Below are 14,074 nucleotides of genomic sequence, written 5' to 3'. Positions count from 1 at the left end.
GCAACTACTGCCGTCAGACACCACAGCGGCCCCACCAGAAGTATCTTCCGGTGGGGCCGCTAATCCTCGCCGCAACAGCTATTCGGACATTCGGCGATCTGCTTCCTTGCGGTCAAATGCCTCGGCAAGAAGCGCTTGCCGATGAACCTCGTCATCAGCATCCCAGAACTTTACATGCCGCCAACGCTGAGCGTCATAGTCGGGGTGAGATTGCCATGGGGATGACATAGCCCACAAGGCGTTCCAGGCAGAACGGATCTGCGCCCGCAGACCTTCCAGTAGGTCAAAACTCACCTTCGGCGAATTAGCGAATTTAAGCCCGTGTTCCAATTCGCCAACGAGATGCGATTTCGCCGCTCGCAGGCTTCGCGCCACCTGACGCTCATCCGAGCCGCGCTCCGCTCTCGCCGATTTCGAGAGTCGCATCGCCAGGAAAGCGTCGATCTTCGCAACATCATCCAGCGTGATGTCTTCGCCGTAAATTAGATGCGAGCCTTCAGGCACTGAAGCCCCCACGAGCACTACCTTCCTTGATCAGCACCACAAAGTGTCCTAACGGCTACGTGCACCCAATGGCAGACAGAGTCACTCCCTCTCCCATATGGGTTCATCGTAATCGAAGTCTACTTCACCCCATTCATCCTTCTGCCAAACCCTCGTCACATACTCCCACGGTATCCCACCATCGAAGGCGATCTCCTTCTCGTGCGGAGACGGACTCAAGGAACCAAGCTCCTCGTTTACGTCGATCCCTCCTGGCGCGCCAGCGATTTCGTAAACGTAGCCCTCTCGGCCTCCAAAGTAAGTGGCAGCAATTTCTGCACTCTTCGAAGTTCCAACGTAGCGACTCTTGTTTCGAATGTCGCTCGCATACTCAAGAAGAGACCGACTGCTCGACGGATCTTGGGGACGGAAACCGCCAGCATTCTTAACTTCTTCAGGCGAACGCGCATCCCCCCGATACACGGTCGTTGGACATCCAGTGTTGTGGACCAAGATCGGCACGCCGCCCGCCACGACATAGTACGTGTGGAGTTGCTGGACGGTGAGGTTCCAGCGGTTGGCGGCACCGGGTGTGGCGTGGGTGGTGACGACGTACACGTGGCCGTTGGTGGCAGTGTTGAGGGCATCGCCATGGCGGAGTTTGCCTGCGGGGACCCAGGTGTGTGTGGTGTCGTCCCAGAACGGGTGGTTGGCCGTGGTGTGAAGGGTGGCGGTGTGGCCGCCCTTGGTGCGGATGGTGAGGTCGAGCAGGTCGTGGTCGTGGTTGATCCACACGTGTTGGACGGTTCGGGCGCCTTGGTGCTTGCCGGTCTTGGGGTTGGCGGCGTCGACCTTGTCGCCGGTCTTGATCTTGCCGATCGGCTTGGCCTTGCCGTCCGCCATCAGGACGGGGGTGTCCGGGGAGAAGCTGCAGCGGCTTGACCTTGCTTCAGGTGCTGGCTTACTGCCCGCATTGCCCGATTCTGGATCACTGGGTTTGGTCGCTGAGGCGTCCGCTTCCTTGGCACGTTCCTGCGCGTTGGCCTTCTTCGCCGCGACGATGTCGGCCGCGTCAGCGGCTGCTTCGTTGGAGGCTCCGGCGTTGGTTGCGGCGTCCGCAGCCTTGGGGGCTTCACCCACGACGTCCCTGGGAGAGTCTTCGTGGGCCGCCTCGCCGACTGGGCCTTCCCCCCCGCCCGTGCCGCAGTCGCCCATGAGGGCCCCGCAGGCGGCGACAAACCCCTCGCCCGCCCCCACGATGCATCCAGGGCTTGCCCAAAACGCCGTACCAAGTTCGCAGGCCGAGAATGCAGTGCCGATCGCGAAGGCAGCTACGGACAGCCCCACAACCTCGAGGACCTGCTCGCCGCTCGGCGGGGGTGTCGTGTCGTGCTGTGCGTTAGAGACGTCGCAGCTGAACTTGGTACAGCCGCTGTGACCGCCATCGCCGCCTCCACCGCCTCCACCGCCTCCGCTGGAGGTGACGGTGCTACCGCCGGAGCCCTTGGTTTCGTCGATTGTGCCGCCGTTGGCCGTGCAGTTCAGGTAGTAGGCGCAGTTGTCCAGCTTGAGGCCCGTAGGGTCGCTGCCCGATGCCGGATTGTCGCCGGCGTAGGCGTAGCCGCCCATCTGGTTGGGGTCGCCGGCTTCGAAGATCGGGTCGGGGGTGAGGAAGCGGCCGAGGGCGGGGTCGTAGTTGCGGGCGCCGAGGAGGTCGAGGCCGGTGGTGGTGTCGGTGGGTTTGCCCAGGTAGCCGTGGTTCTCGTCGGCGGCTACCCAGGTGGTGGGCTTGGTGCCGCGGGGGTTGCCGTAGGGGTCGTAGGAGCGGCGGGTGACCGTCAGGGAGCTTGCGTCGATGGCGGTGGTGGCGGTGTTCTGGAGGTTGGCGATCTGGTAGCTGACGGTGCCGGTGCTGGAGCGGGTGATGGTGGTCCCGCCGGGGCAGGAGTAGTAGCGCAGGCCGGTCCAGGTCTTGGCGGAGACGTTCAGCGTGATCTGTTCGGCGCCGCCGAACAGGTACAGGATGCGGGTCTTGGCGGTGCCGTCGGTGCTGCTGGTCTGCTCGAGCAGGTTGCCGTCGGCGTCGTAGAGGTAGCTGCTGGTGGTGTTGCTGGTGCCCGAAGGGGTGGTGACGGTCGCGGTGCGGCCTTCGGGGTCGTAGGTCAATGTCTGCGTCTGGCCGGCAGGGATCTTGGTGCCGGAGTCGACCGGGTTCCAGGTCTGGGCCGCGGTTCCGTTGCAGGTCCAGATCTGCAGCTGGGTGCCGAGTGTGGTGGAGCTGGAGGGGTCGTCCACGCACTTGCCGGACTGGGGGTTGACCAGCGAGCCGTTGGCCGCGGCCTTCCACTGCTGGGCGCCGGTGCCGTTGCAGGTGTACAGGTCGATCTTGGTGCCGTTGGTGGTGCCGCTGCTGGTGACGTCCAGGCACTTTCCGCCGATGCCGCGGATGGTGCCGTCTGTGCCTACCGTCCAGTTCTGGGCGTTGGTGCCGTTGCAGGTGTAGAGCTGGATCTTGTTGCCGTTGGTGGTGGACGAGGAGGCGTCGTCGACGCACAGTTTCTTTCCGGTGCTGGTGGTCAGCGCCGAGATGAGCGGGCTGGTGGTGGAGACCTTCCGGCTCATGGTGTTGCCGGCGTTCTTGTTCGGCGTGTAGCCGGTGTCCGTGTAGTTCGGGGTCCAGGTCGCGGTGCCTGTGGTCGGGTTGCTGCTGGTGGTGGTACCGGCCTGGTTGGGCAGCGTGGCGGTGGTGGTGCCGTCGGTGCCGCTGTAGGCGGTGGCCTGGCTGGTGTCGTTGAGGGCGTTACCGGTGGTGTCGTGATCGACCATGCTGGTGCGGTCGCCGAGCAGGTCGTAGGTATAGGTCTGCCAGTACGGGGCCGGACCGCCGACCGTCGTGGTGGTGATCGGTGCCGTGGTGGTGGTCTGCACGGAGGTGCTGTTGCAGCCGCCGACGGCTCCGACCGGGGCGCTCGTGGAGCTGGTGATGCCTGCGGTGTCCGTCCAGGCGGCGGTCAGGCGCTGGAAGGAGTCGTAGGTGAAGCACTGGGTGTCATGAGTGGTGTTGTTCTGCAGGTCGTCGATCGCGGTGATCTCGCCGGCCTGGTTGTAGCGGTAGTTGGTCACGTCCAGGGCGGTGGCGGACGTCTGCAGCATGCTCGACGTCTGGGTGACCCGACCGGTGGTGGCGTCGTACTGGGCGAAGGTCGCCAGTTCCTTACCTGTCGGACCGTAGTTGGCCTGCAGGACCCGGCCGAAGGGATCGTGGACGGCCGTGTCGAGGTAGTCGGGTGTGTTGGCCGCGGTGATGAAGCCGCCGATGCCGTCCAGGTTGCCCTGCTGGGTGTAGCCGTAGCCGACGTCCTCGGCGGGCAGGTTGCCGTCGGCCTGGTAGCGGAGCGTGTACAGCAGCCCGATCGTCGGGGTGTAGAAGGAGGACTGTGTGTAGGTGACGGTGCCGCTGGTGGGCGCGGTGGACTGCCCGGCGGCGGCGAAGCCGTCGGCGGCCGGGATGGTAAGGGTGCTGCCGGTCGGCTGGTAGGCGGTGTTGTAGCCGGTGACCGCCTGGGTGTATGCCGATCCCGAGGCGCCTCCCACGTAGCGGGTGGACGAGGTCGGGTAGCCCTTGGCCAGGGTGTCGTACTGCCAGGAGGCGAGTTCCTTGGTGGGGTCAGGGGTCGCGGACCAAGGGCCGTTGTACTCGGCGGTGCGGCGGTTGTCCCAGTCGTAGGCGTAGGACAGGACCTGCCCCCGCGGATCGGTCGTCTGCAGGAGATTGCCGACGACGTCGTACTTGTCGTACGTGGTGGTGCCGGTGTCCGGGTCGGTCTGCGAGGTCTTCTGTCCCAGCAGGTTGTAGCTGTAGGACCAGGCGTTGCCGGCGTTGTCCTTGATGGTGTCGACCTGGCCGGCGGGGGTGTAGGTGTACGCGGTGGTGGTATCCGCCTCGCCGGCCAGGCGCCAGGTGTTGGTTTTCCAGATCGCGGCGCCGGTGCCGTCGTATATCACCATGTTGGCGTCGTTCTGGATCTGCAGGACGGTGCCGGTGTGGTAGGTGCCCGAGGCCCACAGAGCGGTGCGGTTGACGTCGTAGACCACGAAGTTGCCGTCGGTTTGGAACGTGGCCCACGCCCCTGAGTGGCCCGAGGTGCCGCTGGACCACAGGGACTTGCCGGTCGCCAGGGAGGACAGCACCAGGTTGCCGTCAGTCTGCATGGTCAGGCGCACGCTGTCGGTGGTGAGCGACGTGCCGGAAGGGATGATTTCGCCGCCGCGGAGGACGACCATGCTGCCGGTGTTCTTGACCACCGTGCTGGTGGTCTGCCCGAGGGCATTGGTGTAGGTCGCGGTGGAGCGGCCGCCGACGGGGGCGGTGGTGTCGGTTTCGTCGGCGCCGGGGTAGCTGGTGGTGGTGTGCCACTGCTGGATCGCCTGGTGCCACAGTGTGCTGGTGACCGGACGGCCTTGGCCGTCGTAGGCGGTCGTGGTCTCCGAGGGGATTTGGTTCTCGTTGGCGGCGTACAGCGTGGTGGACGGGCTGTTGTTCGGCTCGGAGTACGGGGCGAACGAGGCGGTCGGCCAGCCGTGGGAGTCGTAGAAGGTGTCGGATATGACACGGCCCGAGTTGACGTCACCGTCCGCCGTGGACTGCGTCTGCCGCGGCTGCAGCATCCCGTCATAGATGCTGATCGACGAGCTGTACGTACCGTCCTCGCGCAGCGTCTTCGTGGTGACCGCTGACGGGGCACCGGGTGAGGTGATGGTGCCGCCGGGGGCGGCGATGGCGCCGGGGTTGATCGAGTACTCGAACGTCCTGTCCGCGCTCTGGCCGGCGGACTTGTCCCGGCCGGGCAGCCAGACGCCGGTGCGGCGGCCGAGGGAGTCGTAGGTGATGTCGGTCTTGCGGTTGTTGGCGTCGACGTTCTCGGTGGGCAGGCCACGCAGCGCGTCGAGGGTTGAGGTGACCTTCCATCCCTGGGAGTTGGTGGTCGCGATGCTGGTCGGGTTGGTGTTGCCGCCTGCGGAGGTCCATGCCGGGGTGAAGGCTGTGTGGGTGTTCTGCCCGGTGGCGTCCAGTGCGTCGGTGATCCGGCCGGCGCCGTCGTACTTCATCGCCGAGCTGGTCTGCCAGTTCTCGGTGGTGCCGCTGTAGCCGGTGGCCGTGCGGACCACGCTGACCTGGCCTGTCGCCGTGCTGCCGGTCTGATCCAGCTGCCCGAACGTCCCCAGGTTGGTGAGGCTGCCGTCGCCGTCGTAGTAGATCTTCTTGTCCGCCAGCAGTGTGGTGGCGCTGGGTGCGGTGCCGCACGGCCCGCTGACGGAGGTGACCTGGTCGGGGTAGGCGAGGGCCATCGTGTTGCCAGATGGCGGTGTCGCGTAGGTCGTGGTGGCGCATTTTTCCTGCGCGGCCACGCTGACGTCGCCGTGTGCGTCGACGGTGGAGACCCGGCCCTGGCTGTCGTAGGCGGTGTCGGTCCGGGTGTGGCGCCATGTCCCGTTCGCGAGCAGCGCGTAGCCGTGCGACTGGGTGGTCTTGATGCGGTAGGCGGACAGGTCCGGCAGGGTGGACAGTGCGGGCTTGGTCTGTCCGGGGTTGTCGGTTTGGGTCCAGTCCGTCCACGGCGTCTGGGCCGTATGTGCGGTGGTGGTGTAGGTGAACGGTCCGTTGACGGTTTCGGCGTTGATGGTGCCGCCGGCGGCGGTGTAGGTGTCGGACTCCAGGGCGGTGCCCGCGAGCTGGTCGGCGTCGGTGACGCTCTGCACCGTGTTACCGCCGACCTTGGCGTCCACGGTGACCGAGCGGCGGGTGCCGTCGGCCTTGTAGTCGCCGTCCATGCCCTGCAGATATGTAGTGGTCTTCTGCGTGACCGGTTCGGGGGCCTGGCCGGTCTGCACCGTGACGGTACGGAAGCCGCGGAACTGGTCCCAGGTGCGGTACTGGTCGTCCGTTTGCGCCGAGTCGTCGCGGTGCCAGGCGGCACCGGCGTAGCTGTACGTGGAGACCTGGGCCTCCGAGCCGGCGGGGATGTTCTGGGAGTCCGGCTTGTACTGCGAGGCGATCGTCAGGTCGGAGGCCGTGACCGTGTGCACGGTGGTCTTGTTGAACCAGTCCGCGATCGGCTTCGAGGCTCCCGGCACGGTCCAATACACCGGGTAACAGGAGTTGGTGTTGGAGTCCGCTGCCGAAATGTCCAGCGTCTTGCCCGCGCACGGGTTGAGGTTGTAGTCCACCGCGATGGACTCGCCGGTCTCGGTCTGGACCGAGGAGATCCTCGGCCGGTACAGCGGCGGAGCTGACGGTGAGGTGTCGTTGACCCGGTTGTCGATCTCCGTGCCGGTGAAGGCGACCTCGTTCAGCTTGATGTCGCTGTTGCCGTTGCCGTACGTGTCCTTGCCGGTGTGCTGGATCGACTGCAGCCACATCACGGCCTGCAGGGAGCCGGCGTCCTTGGGGTCGACACTCGTGCCGGTGACCGGGTCCACCGTGCCGCCGGCGTCGGAGTACACCTGCCCGAGCTGATAGCTGTCGACGGGCATCAGAGCGTCGGTGGAGGAGTTTTTGACGTGGACCTTGGTGGTGATGCTGTCCAGGCGGGTGGTGGTCCAGAACGTCGGCGCCGCGGTGACGCAGACGTTGCTGGGCACGGAGGTCGACCCTGGCGGCAGCGTGGTGCTGTCGGTGGAGTCGCAGTGCAGGTCCCACGGCACGTCGGGCCAGTGCGGGGCTGTGTTGTCGTTGAGGTTGCCCGCAGAGCAGTCGGTGAAGGTGTCCGTCGTCTGGCAGCGCTGCTGGGAGGTGAACGTGACCTGGCCGGCGGGTGTGCGTCCGGCCTGCTCGTCGCCGATGGTGTAGCCGTAGGAGATGGAGTCGAGCTTGCCGCCGCGGACATAGGACGTCAGGGTGCCTGAGTCGCCGGAGGCGGCCTGGCCGCCACCGAGGTCGTAGTAGTTGGTTTCGGTCGTGTAGTCGTAGCGCTGCACGAACCCGCTCGGCGAGACGACGAAGTCCAGGTTCCAGCGCCACCCCTCGTGCTTGTCGCACTGGGACGCCTTGCCCTTGGCCGAGTCGTAGCACGGGTCGCCCGACTCCGGGTGCAGCACCGGCACGCCCCAGGCGGCGTCGGTCGAGGAGTCGGACGGCGTACCGGACTGCATCCCACCGGAGGTACCGGGACCGGTCGGCGAGTGGTCGGCACCGAAGTAGGCGGCCGTGCCGTCGGTGGTCAGGACACGGAAGTAGACACCGTCATGCAAGCCGTTGGGGGCACCGGACAGCTCCTGAACCAGCGTGCCGTCATCCCCCTGCAGCCGCCACTGCTTGATCTCACCAGACACGCCCGAGTCGACACCGTCCGGCACCAACTGCCCGGAGTGCGAACCGAAGGAGATGGTGGCGTTGTCCCCGCCCCAGCACTCGTCACCCGACCCCTTCAGGATCCTGTTGCCGCTGCTGTCCAGCAGGGATCCGCAGGAGCGGTACGTCCGCTCGACGAACCCTGGCTGGTAGTCCCAGCCGTCGCCGACCCAGGATGCCTGGGAGTTACGGGCCGAGGTCTCGCCGTCCTCGGACTGCGAGTTGTAGGACAGTCCCACCGAAGGCGCGTTGCCGCCCACCGCGGAGGGCACGTCGACCGGGTAGGAGTACGTGAAGGCGCCGGTGCCCGAAGCCTGCCAGCTCCCTGAAGGGTTCAGCGACGTCGCCGCGTAGTTGCCCTGCGACCCGGAACTGCCCGAGGTGACCTCGACCGTCGTGGTGTCGGCAGACATCGTCATCGGCGCGGCCGTGCCGCTGGAGGCCAGCGGTGTGCTACCGGTGGAGGAGCCGACGGTGAGGGTGGTGATCAGCTGGTCCGATCCTGCCCGGTTGGTGAAGGCGATCGGCGTGCGTGTCCGGCAGCGCGACTGCTGAGGGCTCGTTATGGAGCAGGCGGGGACTTGATACAGCCGAAGGCGGGAGCCGAAGCCGCCGCCGTACGCCTTCGCCAGCGACGAGTAGTCGATGACCACGCGCACCCGGCCCTTGCCGGCCTTTCCGTCGGCGCGGGTGAAGCCGAGCAGCATCCCGTCCGCACCGGCGCGCAGGGTCTGCGTGTGGGAGGCGACCTTGACCTGGACCGATTCGGGCGCAGCCGCGGCGGCCGTCTTCGTCGTGCGTCCCGAGGGGGGCGCGGGGGCAACCCATACCGGCAGGCTGCCTGCTTTCACGGGCTTGGTGACAGGCGTGATCTTTGCCGGCGCGGCCGGCGGCGTGCTCTCAGCAGCGCTGGGCGTCCCAGCCGCCTTGGCCGCTGGTGCGGGAACGGCACGGGCCAGGCCGACCGTCTTGGTGCCTGCCTGCGGCCACGTCGGCTTGGCGACGCGGTACCGGGTCAGGGCCTTGTAGCCCTTGGGATGGACGGCGGTCGGACGGTGAAGGGCGTGACTGCCGACCGCCGGTGTTTTCGGCAAATCCTTCGGCCTCCACACGGTGCCCTTGAAGCGATACGGCCCGACGACCAGCCCCTGGGCCACCGCCGCCGGCACCAGGAGTGCCAGCAAAGCAACCGCCGTTGTGGCAAGGGTCAGCGCCCGACCCCAGATCCGGTACTCGACGCTTGCGAACCAACGCCGCTTGCCGCTCACCCGTGAAACCCCCCACGCCCGGCGGCCCGTGACGGACCGTCGCGTCCTCGATCACACGAGCTGCGTGATCGTCGGGAGGCTATTGATGGCTGGTTCACAACTCAATAGCCTGTGCCGACGCTGTGGCCAGGGCGTATGCCAACCGTGTGTCTGATGTGCCCGTTCCGTGAAGGGGCGAACATCACCACCGTGAGGCAAACAGGACACCGCAAGCACCACACTCCACGCCCAAGACACCCGCATATGTGACGCAGATCATGAGCGCGAAGCGTTCAACACTCGGAGGGGGAACTGTTCCGTGCTGTCCAAAAACACCCGTAAGCGCCACCGAAGACGGGACTTGATGCGCCGACTGGCGATGGTCCCGGCTGCCGCCGCCCTCCTGGCCGGAATACCCGCCCTTCCGGCCAGCGCTGACACACCGACGCCGAGCGATCCGATGCTCGCCGCTCAGGCGCAAGCGGTGGCAAGCGGCAAGGACGTCCCCGTCGACGCCATGACGACACAGACCTCCACCGTGACCGCAAACCCCGACGGCACGTTCTCCTCCACGATCGACGTCATGCCAGTGCGGGTGCTCAAGGACGGCGTGTGGACGCCCGTGGACGCCACCCTCGCCACCAACCCGGACGGCACCCTCTCGCCCAAAGCCACCCCGAACACGGTCACCCTGTCCGGCGGAGGCAGCGGCCCCCTCGTCAGCCTGACCGACGAGGACGGCCGCAGCATGGCCCTGACCATGCCCTTCCCCCTCCCCTCACCCACCGTGAGCGACGACACCGCGCTGTACAAGTCAGTGCTCCCCGGCGTGGACCTGTCCGTGTCCGTCACCGACCAGGGCGGCTTCAGCGACGTACTGGTCGTCCACGACGCCACCGCCGCCGCCGACCCGGACATCAAGAAGCTCACCGAAGCGGCCTCCACCCACGGCCTCGCCCTCTCCGCCACCGATGCGGGCGGTATGGACGCCACCGCCTCCGACGGCACGGTCGCCTACACCAGCCCTCGACCGCTGATGTGGGACTCCACCACGGTCCCGGACGCGCCGGCGCAGACCGCAACGACCGCCACCACCACGGCCGGTGACGCCCCCGCCACGTCCTCCGCCGACGGACCCGGCCAGGGAGCCAAAGTGGACACGGTGCCGATGAGCACCACCTCCAGCGGCCTCACCCTGACGCCGGACACGTCCGTGCTCAACGACCCGGGCACCACCTACCCGGTGTACATCGACCCGTTCAGCAACCCGGTCACCAAGACCTCCGGCCACTACGACGAGGTCTACTCCAGCTCCAGCTGCTCCGACAGCCCGCAGTACGACAAGCCGCAAAGCGGCGGCGAGGGCGTCGGCTATCAGCGCTGGGGCGGTGTGTGCGGCACCGGCCTGGAGCGCTCCTACTACGCCATCCCCACCAGCAGCCTCGATCCCTCCATGCAGGTCTACGACGCCGAGATCACGGTGAGCTCCACGTACGCGGCCAGCTGGGACTGCTCCGCCAACCAGCCGATCACCCTGCACACCACCGGGTCGATCGACTCGACCACCGACTGGAACAACAAACCCGGCGCCTGGGACGACAACGGCGCCTACAAGCCCGTCACGGTCACGATCCCCGGCGCGGCCAACCCCAACAGCAGCTGCAGCAATCACACCGCGACCTTCAAGGTCACCGACCCGGCCCAGCGGATGGCGCAGTACCACAGTTCCAGCAGCGACTACTGGACTGTCGCCCTCTACGGTGACGAGAGCATCTCCTCCAGCAACGACGACTACCTGCGGATGTCCAGCGTCCTCACCCTCACGGTCAAGTTCGACATCCCCCCCGCCGTCCCGACCAGCCTCCACACCACTCCGCCCGCCACGCAAGCCGGCGGCGCCTGCGTCACGAGCGGCGACGGATGGATCGGCGCCACCACCTACTCCGACGCCGGAAGCAACATCCACCTCCACTCCACCGTCACAGCGAATATCTCCGGCGAACTCGTCAAGGCCCACTACGACGTCTGGGACCGCACCGTCCTTGACTCCAGCGGCAACGCCTACACCGACTCCACACCCAGCAGCAGCTACCTCGCCTCCGGCTCCGACGCCGACGTGCCGATCGGGTTCACACTCAAGGACGGCCACGAATACGGCTGGGACGTCTACGCCCAGGACAACAGCTCACCGCTGTACCTGACCTCCGGCACCAGCGGCCACTGCTGGTTCAAGACCGACTTCACCCCGCCGCATACTCCCGATGTCGCCACGAACCCCTCCTTCCCGCCCGTCGGCTCCGGTCCTGCGGATCCGGTGGTCTACGCCGGAGCCGGCAAGACCACCAGCTTCACGGTGACCGCAGCCGACAACGCCTCCTCCGACACCAGTTGCAGCCCGAACGCCTGCCTGTCCAGCGGCGTCGACCACTTCCTGTGGCAGCTGGACAGCCAGCCCACCGCCACCACCGGCACCAAGGCGTCCGTCACCAGCACCGACAGCACCGGCACCGCCACCGGTACGGTGACTGTCCCGGTCACCGACTGGGGAGTGCACACCCTCTACGTCGCCGCGGTCGACGCGGCCGGCAACATCTCCCAGGCCCCCGCCAGTTACACCTTCACCGTCCCCTGGAACCCCGACACCAAGATCACAGCAGGCGACATCAGCGCCGACGGCATCCCCGACCTGCTCGCCACCACCAAGACAGGCGACCTCGTGCTGCTCCCCGGCAACACCGACCCCGCCCATAGCGCGGCCCCGGCACAGACGGGGCCGGTCACGGGCACGCCTCCGGCCATCAACGGCCCGGTGATCGTCTCCACGCCCGTCGACTCGCCTGACGGCACCAGCTGGAGCAACTACCTGATCGCCCACCGCGGCAACCTGCACGGATCCGACGTGGACGACCTGTTCGCCTACAACCGCAAGACAGCACAGCTGTACGTCGTCCCCAACGACCTCGATCCCAAGGACGACAGCGCCTTTCCCCTCGTTCCCTGGTCCAATTTCCCCGGCTATATCGGAAAGCGTTCCGGTGACCCCGTGACCAAGGACCCCTGCCAGCCAACCGTTCCGGACAGCCGCTGCGCGGGCGCCGGCTACGATCCGACCACACCATGGAACATCAGTCAGCTCATCACACCCGGCAATGTCTACGGAAACGAGCAGGGTCACCCCGCCGTCATCACCGTCGAAAACGGCAAGCTGTGGATCTACCAGTCCTACAACGGCAAGCACCTCACTGACCCCGTGCTGCTCGGCGACGGCGACTGGTCCGGTCTCACGCTGGTCGCGCCCGGCACCGTCGGCGGAACCTTCAGCAAGGACTCGAACGGCAACGGTACCGTCACTGGCGGCACATACACGCTGTGGGCCCGCGACGATGTCTCTGGCACCGTCTACACCTTCCCCATCAGCGTTGACCAAAGCACCGGTGTGCCTCAACTCCTGCACGCCCCCGTCCGCACCGTCCTGACCTCCGCCCTCACCACATCCACCGGCGGGTCACTGTGCCTGGACGACGACCACTCCAGCACCGACAACAACACCAAAATCCAAATCTGGACCTGCAACGGCTCCGCCGCCCAGAAGTGGGCACTGCTCAGCGACGGCTCCCTGCGCGTACTCGGCAAATGCCTCGACGTCCCTTCAGGCGCCACAACCGACGGAACCCTCCTGCAGCTATACACGTGCAACGGCACCGGCTCCCAGAAATGGACCCCCGGCCCCAACGGCAGCCTGCAGAACCCACAGTCCGGCAAATGCCTGGACGACCCCCACAGCAACACCACCAACGGCACCCAGGTGCAGATCTACACCTGCAACAACACCGCCGCCCAGAACTGGACCAGCAGCACACCGACCGACTGGAGCACCAACCCCGGCACCGCCCTCACACCCGTCCTGGCAGCCAACGCGTACCCCACCGTGGCCTCACCAGGCGACGTCAACGGCAGCGGCGGCGGCTCCGACGGCAACCCCGACCTCTACGCCACCGACACCCACGGCCAGCTGACCGAATACCCCGGAAACGCACCCACCGGCACCACAGCCACCTTCGGCACCCCCCTCTCCCTCGGTACCGCCACCAACACCGCCACCCACTCCTGGGCCCTCAGCGAAGGCACCGGCACAACAGCGGCCGACTGCGCCAACGCCACGAGTTCCGACTGCAGCACTGGACTCACCGCATCGCTGACCGGCGCCTACACCTGGGCCGGCGACAGCACACGAGGCAACGTCCTCAACCTCTCCGGAACCACCGGCTACGCCGCCACCACCGGCCCAGCCATAGACACCTCGACAAGCTTCACCGTCTCCGCCTGGGCCAACCTCACCTCCCTCACCGCCAACTCGACCTTCGTCTCCCAGTCCGACAGCGCAGGCAACGCCAACGGCTTCCAGCTCTACTACTCCTCCGGCGCACACGCCTGGGCCTTCGGACGCCACAACGACGACACCACCAGCACCTCCTTCACAGCCACCTACGGCGGCACACCGACCACCGGCACATGGACCCACCTCGTCGGCGTCTACGACGCCACCACCAACCAGCTCACCCTCTACGTCAACGGCCGCCAGGCCGGCATCAAGACCTTCGCCGGAACTTCCTGGAACGCCACCGGCCCCCTTCAGATCGGCCGCCGCCTCTACCAAGGCACCTACGGCGAGTACGCCAACGGCAAGATCAGCGACATCCACGTCTACGACACCGCCCTGCCCCCCGCCGACGCCGCAGCAACCGGAGACAACCCCGCCGTCACCCAGCTCGACTGATCAACAACCGGAACATAGGCGCTCGGCCGGATGCCCCGGTCGAGCGCCTGTTCTTCCACCACCGTCCCGGCTACCGGTACCGCCATTCACGGCCACTCCGGCGCCACCCGTCCAGAACCCGGCCGCACTTCCAACGCATACCTGCGCGAAGACCAGGGTTGACACCATGGCACCGAGAGCCGTACACATCCGGGGCAGTCCCGAGGACACACCGTC

General features: G+C 66.8%; 3 protein-coding genes. 1 reads left to right on the top strand and 2 read right to left on the bottom strand.

What is annotated here, in order from left to right; genetic code table 11:
* Window positions 1-78 precede the first annotated feature (78 nt).
* Both AC5WS8_RS37885 and AC5WS8_RS37880 read right to left on the bottom strand, forming a co-directional pair.
* A complete protein-coding gene (locus AC5WS8_RS37885; protein WP_496108034.1) occupies window positions 79-516 on the bottom strand; it encodes a hypothetical protein in 438 nt (145 codons plus the stop codon).
* A 69-nt stretch (window positions 517-585) separates the two neighbouring features.
* A complete protein-coding gene (locus tag AC5WS8_RS37880; RefSeq protein ID WP_496108033.1) occupies window positions 586-9,102 on the bottom strand; it encodes a ricin-type beta-trefoil lectin domain protein in 8,517 nt (2,838 codons plus the stop codon).
* Window positions 9,103-9,445: 343 nt separating this feature from the next.
* Here AC5WS8_RS37880 and AC5WS8_RS37875 point away from each other — a divergent pair, with 343 nt between their 5' ends.
* Window positions 9,446-13,858 (top strand): LamG-like jellyroll fold domain-containing protein, encoded by a 4,413-nt coding sequence (locus AC5WS8_RS37875; protein ID WP_496108032.1) that lies wholly within the window; start codon window positions 9,446-9,448, stop codon window positions 13,856-13,858.
* The last annotated feature ends 216 nt before the right edge of the window (window positions 13,859-14,074 follow it).

Source organism: Streptomyces sp. PTL18, assembly GCF_059510295.1.
Note: the sequence above shows the minus strand (reverse complement) of the source record. Positions and strands in the feature narration are given on the sequence as shown.